Origin of the sequence: Halorubrum saccharovorum DSM 1137 (genome assembly GCF_000337915.1) — an archaeon.
Classification (GTDB): Archaea; Halobacteriota; Halobacteria; order Halobacteriales; family Haloferacaceae; genus Halorubrum; species Halorubrum saccharovorum.
This window is the reverse complement of sequence record NZ_AOJE01000012.1, coordinates 124881-141926: the sequence shown is the minus strand read 5'-3', so window position 1 is coordinate 141926 and position 17046 is coordinate 124881. Positions and strand designations below refer to the sequence as shown.

The window sequence follows — 17046 nt, the reverse complement described above, 5'->3', positions numbered from 1 at the left end:
GCGACCGTTCCGGTTCCCTGTACCGTTTAGTCGCTCGCGTCCGACCGGGCCGGTATGACCGACGCCCTGTTTCTGACGAGCGCCGAAGTCGACGACCTCGCGGAGCCGGCAGACTACGTCGCGGTCGTCCGCGACGCCTACCGCCAGATCGGCGAGGGCGCCCCGGCGGAGCCGCGGACGAAGCTGCTCAACCGCGAGCCGCCGGGGATGTTCACCACCTACGCCGCGGTGCTTCCGGAGACCGGCGCGATGGGCGGGTACTCCTACTCCGCCGGCTTCGGCGCGGAGGACGCGTGGTTCATGACGCCGCTTTTCGACGCCGACTCGGGCGAGCCGCTCGCGCTGCTCGACGGCGCCTCGATGAACCCGTTCAAGACCGGCGCTGCCGGGGCGGTCGCGGTCGACGCGCTGGCTCGCCCCGACGCGACGGAGATCGCCGTGATCGGGAGCGGCGCGCAGGCCCGCGGCCAGCTCGCGACGACCGCGACCGTCCGCGAGTTCGAGGCGGTCCGCGTCTTCTCCCCGACCGCGGAGCACCGCGAGGCGTTCGCCGACGAGTTCGACGACCGACTCGACGCCGACGTGTCGCCGGTCGCGAGCGCGAGCGACGCCCTCGCCGGCGCCGACGTGGTGATCACCGCGACCACCGCGAGCGATCCCGTGATCGACGACGCGGACGTCGAGCCCGGCACTCACGTCACCGCGATGGGCCAGTACCACCCGGAGAAGAACGAGCTCCCGCCCGAACTCGTCGCGCGGGCGACGTACGTCCCCGACATCCGAGCCCGGGCGACCCAAGACGCCGGGTCGTTCCTCGCGGCGGTCGAGGCGGGGCTGATCGACGAGGACCACGTCGCCGCCGACCTCGGCGAGGTCGTCGCCGGGGAGCACCCCGGCCGGACGAGCGAGGAGGAGGTGACCGTGTTCGACTCGGGCGGGACCGGGATCGAGACGGTCGCGGCCGCGCACATGCTCTACGAGCGGGCGAGCGAGAAGGGGCGAGGGCAGACGATCGACTTCGCGCCCGCGAGCGAGGCGCTGACGGGGGAGTAACCGCTGACGGGGGAGTAACGCCGACCCGCTCGCGTACGCGTCCGCCGTCCGCCATCCGGCGGTAGCGCGAACCGCTCACCGCCGCGTCAGGTTCCCCGACGAGTCGATGTCGAACGACAGCGTGCCGCTCTCGTCCTCGTCGCCCGGGTAGTAGTGGACGTGGTCTTGGTCCGTCAGGTCGCTGTTGTCCTCGTAGAGGCCGTACTCGATCAGGTATCGGCGCCGTTCGGCGACGCCTTCGCGGTCGGCTTGGCCGTCCGGCTCGACGTCGATCGTTCCGGAGAACGCCCTAGCGTCGCTCCTGGTGGTGGCGTCCGTCCGGGACAGCGTCACCTCGACCGTGTACGGGCTCTCGGCGTGGTTGAAGACGATCACGGAGAGCATCAGCGGGTCGGAGACCGCTCCCGAACAGCCGGCGAGGCCCGCACAGAGGGGTGCCGCGCCCCGGAGGAGGGAACGCCGTTTCATGGGCCGACTGTCCCCACGATCGGTAAGTGCTTTTCGGCGTGACGAGCCGCGGGGGAGCGGGTCCGTCGCTTGCACTCGCTACTGCAGTCGGTACCGCAGGATCGCGGCGATCCCGCCGAGGTTCGAGAGCTGCTGGCCGGGGTCGAACTCCGAGGAGAAGACGACCACGTCGCCGCCCTGCTGCTCGACCGACTCGATCACCTCGTTGACGTCGATCTCCCAGTCGCCCTCGTTCTGCCGCTCCTGCCGGAGCCGCTCGTCGACCACGAGGAGCGTCTCGATCGCGCCGAACTCGGCGGCTTCGGCCACGTCCTCGGGCCCGTACGTCGCCTTCGCGCCCTGGGCGATCTCGGCGGTGAGGTCGTCGATGAGCGTCGCCTCCTTCGAGATCCGGGTCTCCTTCTGCACCTCGTCGACCGCGCCGCGTTTCAGCACCTCGTGGACGCCGCGGTCGCCCGCGGCCGAGGTGTCGACGGTGGTGATCCGGTCGGCCAGATCGCGGTGCTCCTCCTCGATGTAGTCGAGCGCGTCTTGCTTCGTGAACCCCGGGCCGGCGAGGATCACGGCGTCGGGGTCGAGGTGCGCGAGCGCCTCGCCCAACTCGGCGAACAGCTCCTCGCGCGGCCGCGAGAAGTCGCCCTTCCCGGTCGGCTTCGTGAACGAGGCGTACTCCTCGGTGCCGTACTGCTGGACGGTGTGGACGTAGGCGGCCCCCTCCTCGACGGTCGCGATGGCCACGTCGGGGTTCTCCGCGGCCTCGGTCGCCTCCTCCAGCCGCTCGGTCTGGTCCGGCTTGAAGTGCTTCTCCACCGTGATCTCGTCGTGCTCCTCGACGTTGAGCGTGTGGTGGGCGTTGAGCTGGTCCTCGCGGGAACAGCCGACGATCACGCCCGACACGCGGAGCCGGTTCGCGAACCGGGCGAACTCCACCTCGTCGACCTCCAGCGTGACGAACAGATGCTCGCGCTGACCGCCGGTGTCCCGCATCTGGTCGTCGTTCCGCTGGATCCGGCGGGTGGTGTCGCCCTCGACGAGGTCCCCCGGTTCGAGGACGTGCGCGAGGTGCCAGAGGTCGTCGACGTTCTCGGGGACGAGGGTGAGCCGTTCCCGCCCCTCCTCGCCGTAGCCCCGGTCGGAGATGCGCATGCCCGAACGTCTCCCCGGCCGCGTATCAACTCTTGTCTTCTGGGTCGGCGGCGTCGGCGCTCCACTCGAACTCGTCGCCGCCGGCCGTTCCCCGGGTGCCGGCCGCGTCGCGCTCGTCACGGTCGAGTGGCTCCCCGTCGGGCGCGAACCAGTCGAACTCGTCCCCGGCCTCGACCGCGCCGTCGGTCCGGTGCGACGCGGAGCCGTCGGCGCGCGCTTCCGCGGTTCTCGTCCCGCCGACGCTCACCCCGCCGAGCGGGACGGTCCGCCCCGTCTGCACCGCCGCTGGCACCTCGGGGGTCGGAGGGCGAACGAGGTCGGTCGACCGCTCGTCGGGTTCCGCCGCGATCGGAGCGGCCGACTCGTCGGCGTCGCCCGTGTCGACGACCTCCAGCGTCGCCGCCGCGCCCCGCCCGTACAGCCCGTACGCGGCGACGCGGGCGACGAAGACGAGCGCGGCACCGACCACGAGGGGGATGAACGGCCCGGCCAACGCGTAACCCGCGCCCAGCGTCGCGGCCGCCACCACCCAGGCCGTGGCGTACGCGCCGGAGTCGGCGACCCCGGCGACGCGACGCGGACGGAGCCCGTCGCGGAGGCGGCCGGAGGCGGCGAACGACGCGAGCGCCGCCGGCCTGACGTACGCGAACGCGAGGAGGTACGCGAACGCGACCGCCGCGACGAGCCCGCCGGCGACCCCGACGACCGCCGCGATGCCGCCGTCCCCGAGAGCCGTCCGGATCGCCTCTGCGACGGGCGTGGGATCGACGAGGTCGCTCCCGAGAGCGACGCCGGCGAGGGCCGCGAGCGAGACCCCCACCGCCAGCGGTGCGAGCAGGACGGCGCTCACGAACGCGGACTTGAGGCCGTCTCGGTAGAGTTCGTTCCACGCGACGAAGGGGGGCGCGCCGTCGGCGTTCCCGGACCTGATCCCGGCGGCGAGGACGCGGACGAAGTAACCGCGGGCGACGAACGCGGGCGCGAGCGTCAGCGGGGCGAGCAGCACGAGCGGGGGGAAAAGCAGCGCGCCACCGATCCAGACCGGGGTGACGACCCATGTCAGAAGCGTTAGGAGCCCACCGATGACGAGAACGCCGGCCGCGTCGGCCGATCGCGTCAGCGCGGTGACCGTCCCCCGGAGCATACCGGATCCTGTCGCGCGACACTGATAAAGGGTGTCCGGTCTCGACGGCTCGTCCTCGGGCCGCAGTTCGGTTACGACCCGAACGATCACCGATCGCGGACCTCCCGAGAGTTTATATAATGTCGTGAAGTAGTGCCATCCGGCCGCGCGGGACAATCGTGTGCCTCTGACAGAACCGATCCCGGCCGTCTATCGCGACGGCCTTCCCCCGTCCGCGGCTTTCGAAACGAGTCGTTTCTCACACGCTGAGCGACGGCGCCGTCCGGACGCCGGTACCGATTTATCTCGTCCGAACGTGGGTCGCGTATGACCGGCGACGAGCGGACGACCGAGGTGGAGCCCGCGCTCCGCAGCTACGGGATCAGCGTCGAGGCCGTCGAGGGCGGCGACCCCCTGGATCTCACGTACATGACGGCGTTCCCCGGCCGCGAGGTGCACCACGGCGAGATCGGGCGCGCGCTCAACGCGCTCATCGACCGCGCCGAGGCGGACGCGTGGGACCCCGTTCGGGTCGAGGCGACCGTGGTCCGCTCGCCGGGCGACGCGCTCGGGACGTGGCGCGCGGAGGCGGCGTGGTTCGAAGAGCTGATCGCCTACGAGATCAGCGAGACCGAGTTCTCGACGCGCGTGCTGGAGACGCTGACGCACGCGGACGGCGAGGCCGACGGCGCGGCCGCTGAGGGGAATCCCGCCGGGGACGAAGCGTGACCCGCAGGGATCCGGTGAACCGCGCGCAGCGACGCCTCGACCGCCCGCCGCGCGAGCGGTTCGCCACCCGCGAGCTGGCGTTCGACGCCGACGGCGACGCCTGCCGCGGCACCCTCTACCTCCCGGGCGGCGACGGCGAGGACCCGCCGGTCGTCGTGATGGCGCCCGGCCTCGGCGCGGAGCAGACCTTCGGCTACCCGGCGGTCGCGGAGCGGTTCGCCGACGCCGGCTACGCGGCGTTCCTCTTCGATTACCGCGGGTTCGGCGCGTCGGACGGCGACTCGCAGCTCGTCGACCCCGAGGGGCAGCGCGCGGACTACGCGGCCGCCATCGACCGCGTTCGACGGGTCGACGCGGTCGGCCGCGATCTGGTGCTGTGGGGCGCGTCGCTGTCGGCCGCGCACGTCCTCACGCTCGCGGCGGAGCGGCGCGACCCCGACGCCGTGATCGCCGCGGTCCCGATGCTCGACGGGCGAGCGATCGCCCGGCGCCGGGGGTGGCGCTACCTCGCGCGCTCCGGGGCGGCGGGCGTCCGCGACCTGCTCGGACATCGGTTCGGTCGCGGGCGCACCGTCCCGATCGTCGGCGAGACCGAGGAGCTGGCCGCCATCACGGAGCCGGGCACGAAGCGGAAGTACCTCGACCTGGTCGACCGCGGCTCGACGTGGCGCAACGAGACGCCCGCGCGCTCCCTGCTGCGGGTGGCGAGCTACCGCCCGGTCGAACGGCTCGACGAGATCCGGGCGCCGACCCTGCTTCTGGCCGGGACCGACGACGCCATCGTCGACAGCGAGGCGGTCGTCGACGCGGGCGAGGCGCTCTCGCGCGGGACCGTCGTCACCATGCCCGCGGACCACTTCTCCCCGTTCGGCGAGGACTTCGAGCCGGCGGTCGGCCATCAGCTCTCGTTCCTGCGGGACGCGCTGGAGTGAGGGACGCCTGACGGGCGCCCGACCGGCGACGAGGCCGTCGCCGGTTCGCGTTTCGCCGCACCCCGCTCCGTTTTTAAGTATCCGCGGGACGGACGCTCGGGTATGACCGCCATCGCACTCCTGAGCGTCGCGCCGGTGATCGAGGGGAGCATGTCGGGCGAGGTCGCGAAGGCCGTCGCCGCGCTCGACGAGTTCGACGTGAGCTACGAGACGAACCCGATGGGGACCGTGATCGAGGCCGACGACGCCGAGACGCTGTTCGCGGCGGCGGCGGCCGCCCACGACGCGGTCGACGGCGACCGCGTCTCCACGGTCCTGAAGATCGACGACAAGCGGACCGAGGAGACGACCGCCGACCGCAAGGTCGAGGCGGTCGAGGAGCACCTCGGTCGGGAGGCGAAGCGGGAGCGGTGATCGGGCGCGACCGGTCGGTCGTAGGGACCGCCGCTACCCCTTGATGTTGCAGACGGGGAACGTCCGCGCGACCTTGTCGCCGATGCCGAGCTCGTCGCTCACACGGATCACCTCGTCGATGTCCTTGTAGACGCCGGGCGCCTCCTCGGCGATGGTGGCGCCGGACTGCGCTTTCACGAAGATCCGCTGACCGTCTTCGAGGTCGTCCTGTACGTCGCCGCCCCAGAACTCCTGTTTCGCCTGCGTCCGGCTCATCAGCCGGCCGGCGCCGTGGGCGGTGGAGCCGAACGACACCGACATCGACTGGTCGCCGCCGCGGAGCACGTACGAGCCGGCGCCCATGCTGCCGGGGATGATCACGGGCTGGCCGACGCCGCGGTAGGCCTCGGGCACGTCCTCGTGGCCCGCGGGGAACGCGCGCGTCGCGCCCTTACGGTGGACGTACAGCTCTCGGTCGGCGCGGTCGATCGCCTCGTCGCCGACCGCGGGGCGCCCGTCGTCGTCGACGCCGACCTCGTGGGTCTCCTTCTTGGCGATGTTGTGCGCCACGTCGTACAGCAGTTCCATCCCGAGGTCCTCGATCGGGTCGGCGTCGAACACCTCGCCGAACGTCTCGCGGGCCTGGTGGGTGATCAGCTGGCGGTTCACCCACGCGAAGTTGATGCACGCGCCCATCGCGCCGTAGTACTCCTCGGCCAGCTCGGATCCGGCGGGCGCGGCCGCGAGCTCCTTGTCGGGCAGGTCAGCGAGGAGGTCGCCGTGCTCCTTCTCGATCCGCCGGAGGTAGTCGTTGCAGGTCTGGTGGCCGAGCCCGCGGCTCCCGCAGTGGATCAGGACGACGATGCCGTCCTCGCGGAGGCCGTACGACTCGGCGACCGCCTCGCGGAACACGTCGGTGACGCGCTGGACCTCTAAGAAGTGGTTCCCGGAGCCGAGCGAGCCCATCTGGTTGCGCCCGCGGTCCATCGCCTTCTGGGAGACGTACTCGGGTCGCGCGTCGGGGCGCCGCCCCTCGTCTTCGCAGCGCGCCAGGTCGCTCTCGATCCCGTACCCCTCCTCGACGGCCCACTCGACGCCCCGTTCGAGGGCGCCCTCGATCGCGTCGGCGTCGCCGCCGATGACGCCGCCCCCGCCGAGCCCCGAGGGGATCGCCTCGAACAGCGCGTCGACCAGCTCCGACTCGCGGCCGCGCACGTCGTCGTAGGTGAGATTAGTTTTCACCATTCTGACGCCGCAATTTATGTCGTAACCGACCGCTCCGGGCGAGATACAGCCGGTTCGGGCGTCGATCGCGCCGACGCCGCCGACCGGGAACCCGTACCCCTGATGGCCGTCGGGCATACAGAGCGCGGGCTCGACCATCCCGGGCAGGTGAGTGGCGTTTTTCAGCTGTTGGAGCGAGTCGTCCTCGCCGATCTCCTCCAGCAGGGTCTCGCTGGCGAGGACCCGCGCGGGGACGTTCATGTCGCCCTCGCGGGGGATCTCCCAGACGTGCTCGCGCACCTTCTCCAGCCGGATCCCGTCGAACTCGCGCGTGGTCATACCCGGGGTTCGGCGCGGGGGGAGAAGGGCGTTGCGTCAGCGGGCGCAGGTGCGGGCGGGTCGCTCCGGGAGCGGGTGCCTGCGGGTCCCGCCGAGAGCGACCCGGCCGACCCTCCGCCACCGCTACCGGTCGACCGGGTCGATCGGGAGCCACCCGATGTCGCCGTCGGCGAGCGTGAACGCGGCGAACACGCGGCCGAGCACGAGCCCGTACAGCAGGTGCGCGACCGCGATCACCGCGCCGAACTCGAAGCTCGCCGTGAGTCCCGGCACCGGGAGCGTCGGCACCGGCAGCGAGGTGGCGCCCTCGATCGCGAGCGCGGTCGGCAACAGCAGTCCGCCCGTGATCACGCCGAGCAGCGCCGAGTGGGCGACGCCGAGGGAGAGACACCCCCCGACGTCCGCGCGCAGCTCGTCGAAGAACGCGCGGTCGAAGACGGCGACGAACAGCGCCCCGAAGAGGGCGCTGTTGAACAGGTGGACCGCCCAGCCGGCGGCGACCGTCTCGGTCCCGACCAGGGCACCGATCGTCGGCATCAGCCCCAACGCCCCGTGCAACACGAGGCCCATGGCCGCGCCGGCGATCACCCCGCCCACCGCGCCCGCGCGCCAGCGACGGCCGGTCGCTCCGGGGGTCCTCCCCGCCGCCTCCGGTCGGCGTCCCGTCGCCTCTTCCGTCTCCGGCTCGGCGTCCGGATCCGCGTCGCTCTCGCCCGTGTGTGACATACGGTAACAATGAACTCTCGACTGTTAATTCTTTCCACGCGATCTCGTTTCCCGGACGTGTGCGGCCGTCAAACGTCGAAAACGACGTACGCGTACCACTCGCCGTCCCGTCGTTCGAGGGTCATCTCGGAGTACGTGACCGCCTTGATCTCCCGGGCGGCGACGGCGTCGAGGGGGACGCCGCGGGCCGTCGCCTCGGCGGTCCACGCCGCGCCCTCGTCTCCCCCGGCACCGTCCGACCCCGAAACCGCACACCGGTGGTCGGCGGGGAGCACGAGCCGCACGTCGCGCTCGTAGATCAGCTGATCGAGGTAATCGAACAGCAGCGCCTCGCGGCTCTCGGCGCTCACGGTGAACTCGAACCGCTCTCCGCCCCCGGGGACCGCCTCGCAGCTCGCGGCGGTGAGTCCGTCGGCGACGGCCTCGAACAGCGCCGCGAGGGTCGGCGCGGTCGCCTCGACCGCCACGTCGGCGGTGTGCTCTCGGAGGGCGTAGCTCATCGGTCGTCACCGCCGTCGCGGCTCGGGCCCTCAGCCTCGGTCTCAGCTCCGGTTCCGGTCTCGGTCTCAGCTCCGGTTCCGGTCTCGGTCTCAGCTCCGGTTCCGGTCTCGGTCCCGGCCCCGGTTCCGGTCTCGGTCCCGGCCCCGGTTCCGGTCTCGGTCCCGGTCCGGGCGTCGTACTCNCGGTTCCGGTCTCGGTCCCGGCCCCGGTTCCGGTCTCGGTCCCGGCCCCGGTTCCGGTCTCGGTCCCGGTCCGGGCGTCGTACTCCGACCGGAACCCCGAACCGATCCGGTTTCGGGCGCCGATCCGCTTGAGCTCCTCCGGGGAGAGCCCCTCGGGATCCGACTCCTCGCCGCCGAGCGCGACGCCGCTCGTCACGATCGCCCGGAGCCCCTCGTCGACGGTCAGGTCCACGTCGACGATCCGGCGTTCGGGGACGAAGACGACGTGGCCGCCCATCACCGGGTTCGGGGCCATGGGCATGAACAGCGACCGCATCTCGCCGTCGTCCGCCGGGTCGGCGACCGCCGCCGGAGCCTCGCTCGTGACGAACGCGAGCGCGTAGGCCCCCTCGGTGGGGAACTCGACGAGGACGACCTCCCGGAAGTTACCGGTGTCCGACTCCAGCATCGCGTCGCTCATCTGTCTGAACCCCTGGTACACCGAGCCGACGCCCGGGATCTGTTCGATGCCGTAGTGGGCGTACTCGACCGCCAGCTCTCCGTACCGCGTCGACTCGACGGCGATCCCGAGCACGAGGATCGACGCGACGAACACGATCGGGGCCGCGATCTCGATGGCGATCTCGCGGCTGACGGGGAGGGTTTCCGCGGGCAACACCGGAACGATCACCGACGAGAACGCGTCGAGGTAGTCGTATATCGCGTTGAACACCACGCCGAGCACCACGAGCGTGATGACGGAGGGGACGATGACGGCGACGCCGGTGAGGAACGCGTGCCGTAGTCGCCGCCGGCCCGTTGGAGGCGGGTCCATTACTGAACACACACGACCGAGCGCGACAAAACGCTTCCGTCGTCGCGAGCGGACACCGGCGGAGAGGGCCCCGAGGGACACTCCCGACCGCCGCGTCGAGCGCAACCGTCCCCGGTGGCGGTGGAGTTATATTCCGTTGGCGTGTTAGCCTCCTGCAGTGAGCGTCAACGTGGAAAAGCGGACGGAGCCGCCCGGCGAGGCCGACCACGCCACGGAGGCGTGGGAGCTCAAAGAGCGGATCCGATCGGAGGAGGGCGTCCTCCGACAGCGGCGCGGGTTCTTCGTCGACGCCTATCGCCGGTCCACGACGCACCTGCTCGTCGAAAACGACGAGATCGTCGCGTTCGCCTCCGTGCGCCGCGACGGCTACGTCCTCTTTCTGGCCGTCCACCCCGATCACCGGGGACGCGGCCACGCCGAACGCCTCATCGCCGACGTTGCCGAGGAGCACCGATCGGTCACCTGTCACGCCCGCACGACCAACGCCGGGGCGCTCGGCTTCTACGAACACCTCGGGTTCGAGGTCGTCCGTCGGATCGACAACTACTACGAGGACGGCGGCGACGCCTACTACCTCAAGCTCGGCGGCGAGTCGCTCCGCGAGCGGCTCTCCGGGATCGTCGGGCGCTGAGTCGGTCGGGTCCCGGCTGAATCGACAACCATTAGCACGCGCCGCGAGGAGACGCGGGCATGACCGACGCCACTCCCGCGTCGCTCGCGGAGCGCGTCCGCGACGGCGAGATCCGCTTCCACGAGCTCGAAGAGCACGCCGACGCCGACACCGCCGCGGCCGCCCGGCGCCGACTCGTTAGCGAGACCGCCGACGCCGACGTCGACGCGCTCGGCGAGTACGCGTTCGACGCGGCCGACGCCCACGGGTCGAACATCGAGAACATGGTCGGCGCCGTGCAGGTGCCGATGGGCGTCGCCGGCCCCGTCGCGGTCGACGGCGGCGCGCTCTCGGGCGAGCGCTACCTCCCGATGGCGACCACGGAGGGCGCGCTGGTCGCCTCGATCAACCGCGGCTGCTCGGTCGTCAACGACGCCGGCGGGGCGACCGCGCGCGTGACGAAGAGCGGGATGACCCGCGCGCCCGTCTTCCGCGTCGCCGACGTGGCCGAGGCGGAGGCGCTCGTCTCGTGGGTCCGGGACAACGAGGAGACGCTGCGGGAGGCCGCCGAGTCGACGACGAGCCACGGCGAGCTGCTCGGCGTGACGCCGTACGTCGTCGGCAACAACGTCTACCTGCGGTTCCGCTACGACACGGCCGACGCGATGGGGATGAACATGGTCACCATCGCGACCCGCGAGGCCTGCGACGCGATCGAGGCCGAGACCGACGCCTCGCTCGTCGCGCTCTCGGGCAACCTCTGCTCGGACAAGAAGCCGGCCGCGATCAACGCGGTTGAGGGGCGCGGGCGCTCCGTGAGCGCCGACGTGGAGGTCCCCCGCGAGGTCGTCGAGGAGCGGCTCCACACCACGCCGGAGTCGATCGCGGAGATCAACACCCGGAAGAACCTCGTCGGCTCAGCGAAGGCGGGCGGGCTCGGCTTCAACGCCCACGTCGCCAACGCGGTCGCGGCGATGTTCCTCGCGACCGGGCAGGACGAGGCGCAGGTCGTCGAGGGGGCGAACGCGATCACGACCGCGGAGGCGACGCCCGCGGGCGACCTGTACCTCTCCGTGTCGCTGGCGAGCCTCGAAGTGGGGACGGTCGGCGGCGGGACGAAGCTCCCGACGCAGGCGGCGGGGCTGGAGATCCTCGGCGTCCGCGGCGGCGGCGACCCCGCCGGGAGCAACGGCGACGCGCTCGCGGAGGCGATCGCGGTCGGCGCGCTCGCCGGCGAACTGTCGCTTTTGGCGGCGCTCGGCTCCCGACACCTCTCGTCGGCGCACGCGGACCTCGGGCGGTAGGCTGAGAGGGCTCGATCGGACCCCGATCAGTCCGACCACGCCGAGCAGTCCTCGCGCAGCGCGTCGCGGCCGGCGTCGGTGACCCGGAAGACCTCCTCGCCGGTCACCCGTTCGGCGAGCCCCGCCGCGTCGAGCGCGTCGAGCCGCGACTCGACGTGGTCGACGTACAGCCCCGTGTTGCTCGCGACGAAGGCGGGGTAGTCGGTCCCGACGTCGGCCAGATACGCGAGCACCCGCTCGTCGGTGCGGGTGAGCGCGACGGTCGAGCGATCCGGGTCGCCGTCGCCGTCCTCGGGCGGCGCGTCCCTCTCCGAACCGGGAGTCGGCGCGTCTGACGCGGGCATGTTATCCTTGCTAATGGTTACCAATATTAAGAGTATTCCGGTGGTTCCCGCTCGCTGGGCCGGGTGTGAGGGGCGGCCGAGCCGATGATCCGGTCGGTCAGTCGTCGGCGCCCGCCGATTCGCCGTCGGGGCCCGAGCCGTCGGCCGACCGGTTCGAGAGCATCGGCGTGCCGTCTGCGCGCGGCCCGAGCCGGGGACCGTGCGGGCCGTCGTCGGGGTCGATCCGGCGACGGGTGCGGTAGTCGGTCGAGCGCTCCACCGGGGTCCGACCGATCGCCGTGATCATGTCGACGTAGTCGTCGAACGAGCGGAACTCGCCGTAGTCGCCGCCCGCCCGCTTCGTGATCTCCTCCGAGAGGATCGTGCCCATGAAGTCGTCGGCGCCGCAGTTGAGCAGCTTCAGCCCGTGGGCGTCCCCCGACTTCACCCACGAGGCCTGCACGTGGTCGACGTTGTCCAAGAAGAGGCGCGCGACCGCGACCACCAGCTCGTCCTCGTCGCGAGAGGGCCCAGACTCGACGACGCCGTGGCGGTAGAGGGGGGGGTTCTGGTGGATGAAAGAGAGGGGAACGAACTCCGTAATCCCCCCGGTGCGGTCCTGGAGGTCGCGGATCACCTCCAGGTGCTCCGCGCGGTGCGCGACCGTCTCGACGTGGCCGTACATCAATGTCGCGGTGGTGTCGAGGCCGGCCGCCATCGCGCCCTCCATGGCCGCCACCCAGTCGTCGGTGCGGATCTTCCCCGGACAGATCACGTCGCGGACCTCGTCGACGAGGATCTCCGCGGCGGTGCCCGGCGCGGAGTCGAGGCCGGCGTCGGCCAGTTCGCGGTAGACAGTCTCGTAGTCCCAGTCGGTGCCGCGGGCGGCGTGGTACGCCTCCTCCGGCGTCATCGAGTGGACGTGGACCCCGCCGACCGACATCGCCTCGATCTGGTCGACGTAGGTGCCCGGATCCGTGGCGTACGCCGACGGGGGCTTGTAGTTCACCGCGCTCTCCGGATCGTCGTACGATCGAAGGATCTCGTGGTGCTCCGCGTTCAGCGCGAGCGCCGGGTGGAGCCCCGACACCGAGCACACCTCGTAGACGCCCATGTCGAGGGCGTCCTCGACGATCTCGCGGGACTCGGCCGGCGTCTTCGTGAACCCCGCGTGGTCGGCGTCGCTGTCGGCCTCGAAGGCGTGCGCTGAGTCCTTGAAGTTACAGAACAGACAGCCCGTGTTGCAGGCGGTCGTGACGTTGTTGTTGAGGTTGGCGACGAAGGTGACCTCGTCGCCGACCTCCTCGCGCCGGCGGCGGTCGGCGAGTTCGAGGACCGCCTCCTTCCGGACCGGGTCGATCCCCTCGGTGTCGGTGCCGGTCGCGAGCAGTTCGGTCGCGTCGTCGACTGAGAGCCGGTCGCCGTCGCGGGCCTTCGCGAGCGCGTTCTCGAACGACTGGTCGGTCGACGGCTCGGCGAAGCCGAAGCCGTCGTCGAGGTCGGCGGCGTCGCGGTCTGTCGCGTCGGGGTCCCGCGCCGGGTTCATCGCGTGTGTCTCCCCGTCCCACGGATAAAAACGGGACGGTCACGGCGCGGTGATGCCGTGAGCGAGTCGACCGCGGGAGCTCAGACCACGAGGTACTTCTCGAGCTGCTGGCGGTCGCCGATCGCGCCGTCTCCGATCTCGTCGACGATCGTCCCGTGGTCGATCGCGTAACACCGCTCCGAGAGCCCCTGGATCACCGAGAGGTTCTGTTCGACGAAGAGGATCGTCGTCCCGAACTCCTCGTTGATCCGCTTGAGGTCCGCCGTGATCGACTGGACGATCGACGGCTGGACGCCCTCGGAGGGTTCGTCGACCAACAGGAGGTCCGGGCCCCCGACGAGCGCTCGACCGATCGCGAGCATCTGCTGTTGGCCGCCGCTCATGGTGCCCGCGTCCTGATCGGCCCGCTCCTCGAGGATCGGGAAGTAGTCGTACACCTGCTCGTAGCGCGTCTCGCCGCCGTCGCCGATCCCCTCGCCGATCTCGAGGTTCTGTTCGACGGTCAGCCCGGGGAACACGTCTCGCCCCTGCGGAACGTACCCGATACCGCTACGCGCGTGTACGTCCGCGGGCTCGTGAGTGAGGTCTCGGCCGTCGAACCGGACGCTCCCGGAATCGGGGTCGAGCAGCCCCATGATCGCCTTCAACAGGGTCGTTTTCCCGACGCCGTTCCGGCCCACGATCCCGACGATCTCGCCGTCGTCGACGGTGAAATCGATGTCCTTGAGGATCGGTGTCCCGTCGTATCCGGCGTGGAGGCCGCTAATGTCCAGCGTCACGCGTTCTCACCCAGGTAAATCCGGCGGACGTCTTCGTCCGCTTCGATCTCCTCGATCGGGCCCTGTCGGAAGATCTCCCCCTGGTTCAACACGGTGACCCGCTCGGAGATGCGACGGACGAACTCCATGTCGTGTTCCACCACGACGAAGGTCATCCCGTCGTCGTGGAGCGACCGGATGAGGTCCGCGACGTCGTCGGTCTCGTCGACCGACATGCCGGCGACGGGCTCGTCGAGCAGCATGAGCTTCGGGTCGAGCGTCACCGCCATGCCGATTTCGAGGCGCTGTTTCTCACCGTGAGACAGCTCGCTTGCGCCCGTCTCGGCCTTCTCTGAGAGCGCTGTCCGGTCCAGCGTCTCGGCCAGCACTCGGTCCACGTCGCGGTCGGTTCGCTGGAGCGGCACCCGGAGGTTCTCCTCGACGGTGAGGTTCTCGTAGACGTGCGGCGACTGGAACTTGACGCTGATTCCCGTGTCGATCCGCTTGTGGGTGTCGAGCCCGGTGAGATCCTCGCCGTCGAAGTAGATGGCCCCGTCGCTCGGAGCGAGCTGTCCGGTGATCAGTTCGAGCAGCGTGCTCTTGCCGGCGCCGTTCGGACCGATGAGACAGCGGATCTCTCCCTCGGCGACGGAGAAGTCGACGCCGTCGACCGCAGTCAGTCCGCCGAAGTTCTTGGTGAGTTGCTTGGTCGCCAGTATCGTGCTCGTCCCGCCGCCGGTCGCGGCGACCGCCGGCTTCTGTCTGACGTTGATGTCCTGTGGTGTGCTCATTCCGGTGACTCCTCCGCGGCGGTCGTCGATTGGGACCGCTCGGTGCGTCTCGCGCGCAGTTCGTCGGCGAGGCCGTCGAGCGTCGGTACGGCGCCGGCGGGCAGGTAGAGGATGACTCCCAACAGGAGCCCCCCGACGATCACCAGGGCCCACTCGGAGCCGATCGGTCCGATCCCGCTCGACAGCCCGGTTCGCATGCGTTCTATCGCGAGCGTCGCGCCGATCGCGCCGAGCAGCGACTCGCGACCGCCGACGCTCACCCAGACGACCGGGAGCGCGGCGAAGGCGATTCCGAAGACGCTCGGATCGATGTAGTTGCCCCAGCTGGCGTAGAAGACGCCGCCGACCGCGGCGAGCGCGCCGCCGATCGTGAAGACGACGAGCTTCACGAAGGGGACGTTGTAGCCGAACGTCGCGGTCCGGGCCTCGTCCTCGCGCACGGCCACCATCGTCATTCCGAAGCTGCTGTTGAGGAGGACGCGGAGCCCGAGGTAGGTCGCGAGCAGCGTGAACAACAGGGCGTAGTAGAACCCGGTCCCCTCCAGTACCAGCCCGCTCTCACCGAGGCCCAGCGTCAGGCTCGGGACGCCCGTCATGCCGTTGAACCCGCCGAGTTGGGCCTCGCCGACGGCCCACTCGCTGCCCGCCGTCTGCGCCATGAACGTGTTCAACACCAGCGCCACGACGAGCGTCATGATCGTCACGTAGGTGTCGCGGACGCCGCCGTAGAACATGAAGTACCCCAGCAGCGCCGCCGAGAGCGTCCCCGCGATGACGGCGCCGACGGTCGCGACGACGACGCCCGTCGCCGACGAGAGGTTGATCCCGATCACGCCGAACGCGTAGGCCGCGACGCCGAAGAACGCCACCTGGCCGAAGCTCAACACGCCCGCGTAGCCCCAGATGAAACAGAGGCTCAACGCGAGGAACGAGAGCGCCAGGTAGCGCGAGGACTGGATGACGGTGTACGGGTCGGTCGCCAGCGGGTACGCCGCAAGCGCCGCGACCGCGACCGCGAAGCCGACCCAGAACGTCGTCGAGTTACCGATCGTGTTCGGTCCTTCGAGCCGGCTCCGGAGGCGACCGACGACTGAGACCGTCCCCGCGTCGAGACGGTCCGTCATTCCTCGGCCCTCCGCCGTTGCCGCCAGTCGTCGACGTAGCCGGTGATCCCGTCCGGAAGCGCGCGCAGCGCGACGATCGCGACGAGTAACAGCAGCATCTGCCCGATGAACGTGCCGAAGAAGAAGCTCCCCGTGGCGTTGAAGACGCTGAGAATGCCCGCCGCGGACAGCGTCCCGACGATCACCGACGGTCCGCCGACGACGACGGCGACGAACGACTCGACGAGGAACGTGCTCCCGCGGTTCGGCGTGATGGAGCCGAGTGCGGGCGCGTAGAGGGCCCCGGTCAACCCCGCGAGCCCGGAGCCGATGGCGAACGTCGACGTGTACATCCGGTCGGTGTCGATCCCCATCGCGCGGGCGGTCTCGGGGTCCTCGATCGTGGCCCGCGCTTTGATTCCGAACTCCGTCCGGGTGAACACCGCGTAGAGCCCGACGAGGACGAGCAGCGCGACGGCGGGGAGGAAGATGCTCCGGTAGACCGACGACGAGAACGGCCCGTAGTCGACGTTCCCCATCGGCGTCGAGATGCTGTCGAGGCTGGACCCGAAGACGATCAACAGGAGCTGGGACACGACGAGCGCCAGTCCCCACGTGGCGACCATCGAGTCCAGCAGCCGGTCGTAGAACCGACGGACGATCGTCCGCTCGACGACCACCCCGAACAGCGTCGCGGCGACGACGCCGCCGACCATCGCGAGCGGCAGCGGCGCCCCGGCGTGATACGGGAGTGCGGTCCCGTACACGCCGATCAGGATGAACTCTCCGTGCGCGAGGTTGATGACGCCCATCATTCCGAAGATGATCGCCAGCCCCACCGTCGCGAGGACGATGAAGCCGAAGCTGTTCAGGAACTGGAACAGCAGCGCGGTCAGGCTGTACACCGAGAACGTCAACGGTGCCATCGACGCCTCGATCACGGTGCTGCACCCCCTCTGTGGGCGATCGGTGCGTTCGGCT

At 70.6% G+C, this 17046-nt stretch carries 18 protein-coding genes and 1 pseudogene; 6 read left to right on the top strand and 13 right to left on the bottom strand.

Annotation, left to right across the window (positions count from 1 at the left end; genetic code table 11):
- The first annotated feature begins 54 nt into the window (after nt 1-54).
- Nucleotides 55-1053: an ornithine cyclodeaminase family protein gene (locus C471_RS04780; protein WP_004046914.1), complete on the top strand. Its 999-nt coding sequence runs from the start codon at nt 55-57 to the stop codon at nt 1051-1053.
- 75 nt (nt 1054-1128) lie between these two features.
- On the opposite strand, the gene C471_RS04775 is transcribed toward C471_RS04780, so the two are convergent.
- The 3 genes from C471_RS04775 to C471_RS04765 form a co-directional block, all read right to left on the bottom strand.
- Nucleotides 1129-1521: a hypothetical protein gene (locus C471_RS04775; protein ID WP_004046913.1), complete on the bottom strand. Its 393-nt coding sequence runs from the start codon at nt 1519-1521 to the stop codon at nt 1129-1131.
- Nucleotides 1522-1599: 78 nt separating this feature from the next.
- Entirely contained in the window at nt 1600-2667 is a 1068-nt protein-coding gene (locus C471_RS04770; RefSeq protein ID WP_004046912.1) for an mRNA surveillance protein pelota, read from the bottom strand.
- Nucleotides 2668-2692: 25 nt separating this feature from the next.
- Nucleotides 2693-3811: a DUF4013 domain-containing protein gene (locus C471_RS04765; protein ID WP_004046911.1), complete on the bottom strand. Its 1119-nt coding sequence runs from the start codon at nt 3809-3811 to the stop codon at nt 2693-2695.
- A 306-nt stretch (nt 3812-4117) separates the two neighbouring features.
- On the opposite strand from C471_RS04765, the gene C471_RS04760 reads away from it, so the two are divergent.
- The 3 genes from C471_RS04760 (at nt 4118) to C471_RS04750 (ending at nt 5865) form a co-directional block, all read left to right on the top strand.
- Nucleotides 4118-4519, top strand: coding sequence for a hypothetical protein (locus C471_RS04760; RefSeq protein ID WP_004046910.1), 402 nt, complete (start codon nt 4118-4120; stop codon nt 4517-4519).
- On the top strand, nt 4516-5451 hold the full coding sequence (locus C471_RS04755; protein ID WP_049908967.1) for an alpha/beta hydrolase: 936 nt from the start codon (nt 4516-4518) through the stop codon (nt 5449-5451). Before C471_RS04760 ends, C471_RS04755 begins: the two co-directional genes overlap by 4 nt.
- 102 nt (nt 5452-5553) lie before the next feature.
- A complete protein-coding gene (locus tag C471_RS04750) occupies nt 5554-5865 on the top strand; it encodes an MTH1187 family thiamine-binding protein (protein WP_004046908.1) in 312 nt (103 codons plus the stop codon).
- A 33-nt stretch (nt 5866-5898) separates the two neighbouring features.
- Here the strand turns inward: C471_RS04750 and C471_RS04745 are convergent, their stop codons facing one another.
- The 4 genes and pseudogenes from C471_RS04745 to C471_RS16200 form a co-directional block, all read right to left on the bottom strand.
- Nucleotides 5899-7407: an RtcB family protein gene (locus C471_RS04745; RefSeq protein WP_004046907.1), complete on the bottom strand. Its 1509-nt coding sequence runs from the start codon at nt 7405-7407 to the stop codon at nt 5899-5901.
- 123 nt (nt 7408-7530) lie between these two features.
- Entirely contained in the window at nt 7531-7977 is a 447-nt protein-coding gene (locus C471_RS04740; protein ID WP_152421812.1) for a hypothetical protein, read from the bottom strand.
- 224 nt (nt 7978-8201) lie between these two features.
- Nucleotides 8202-8633 (bottom strand): archease, encoded by a 432-nt coding sequence (locus C471_RS04735; RefSeq protein WP_049908966.1) that lies wholly within the window; start codon nt 8631-8633, stop codon nt 8202-8204.
- A 217-nt stretch (nt 8634-8850) separates the two neighbouring features.
- Nucleotides 8851-9630, bottom strand: a pseudogene (locus C471_RS16200) (DUF502 domain-containing protein); the annotation flags it as partial.
- Between the two features lie 157 nt (nt 9631-9787).
- On the opposite strand from C471_RS16200, the gene C471_RS04720 reads away from it, so the two are divergent.
- A complete protein-coding gene (locus C471_RS04720; RefSeq protein ID WP_004046904.1) occupies nt 9788-10261 on the top strand; it encodes a GNAT family N-acetyltransferase in 474 nt (157 codons plus the stop codon).
- 59 nt (nt 10262-10320) lie between these two features.
- Nucleotides 10321-11544, top strand: a complete 1224-nt coding sequence (gene hmgA / locus C471_RS04715; protein WP_004046903.1) for a hydroxymethylglutaryl-CoA reductase (NADPH) — start codon at nt 10321-10323, stop codon at nt 11542-11544.
- 26 nt (nt 11545-11570) lie between these two features.
- On the opposite strand, the gene C471_RS04710 is transcribed toward hmgA, so the two are convergent.
- From C471_RS04710 to urtB, 6 genes are all read right to left on the bottom strand, one after another.
- Nucleotides 11571-11888, bottom strand: a complete 318-nt coding sequence (locus C471_RS04710) for a DUF2250 domain-containing protein (RefSeq protein WP_004046902.1) — start codon at nt 11886-11888, stop codon at nt 11571-11573.
- Nucleotides 11889-11985: 97 nt separating this feature from the next.
- Nucleotides 11986-13413, bottom strand: coding sequence for a 7,8-didemethyl-8-hydroxy-5-deazariboflavin synthase subunit CofH (cofH, locus tag C471_RS04705; protein WP_004046901.1), 1428 nt, complete (start codon nt 13411-13413; stop codon nt 11986-11988).
- Nucleotides 13414-13493: 80 nt separating this feature from the next.
- On the bottom strand, nt 13494-14192 hold the full coding sequence (locus C471_RS04700) for an ABC transporter ATP-binding protein (protein ID WP_004046900.1): 699 nt from the start codon (nt 14190-14192) through the stop codon (nt 13494-13496).
- Entirely contained in the window at nt 14189-14962 is a 774-nt protein-coding gene (locus C471_RS04695; RefSeq protein ID WP_004046899.1) for an ABC transporter ATP-binding protein, read from the bottom strand. Before C471_RS04695 ends, C471_RS04700 begins: the two co-directional genes overlap by 4 nt.
- A complete protein-coding gene (locus tag C471_RS04690; protein WP_004046898.1) occupies nt 14959-16086 on the bottom strand; it encodes an ABC transporter permease subunit in 1128 nt (375 codons plus the stop codon). Before C471_RS04690 ends, C471_RS04695 begins: the two co-directional genes overlap by 4 nt.
- Entirely contained in the window at nt 16083-16991 is a 909-nt protein-coding gene (urtB, locus tag C471_RS04685) for an urea ABC transporter, permease protein UrtB (protein ID WP_004046897.1), read from the bottom strand. Before urtB ends, C471_RS04690 begins: the two co-directional genes overlap by 4 nt.
- Nucleotides 16992-17046 lie beyond the last annotated feature (55 nt).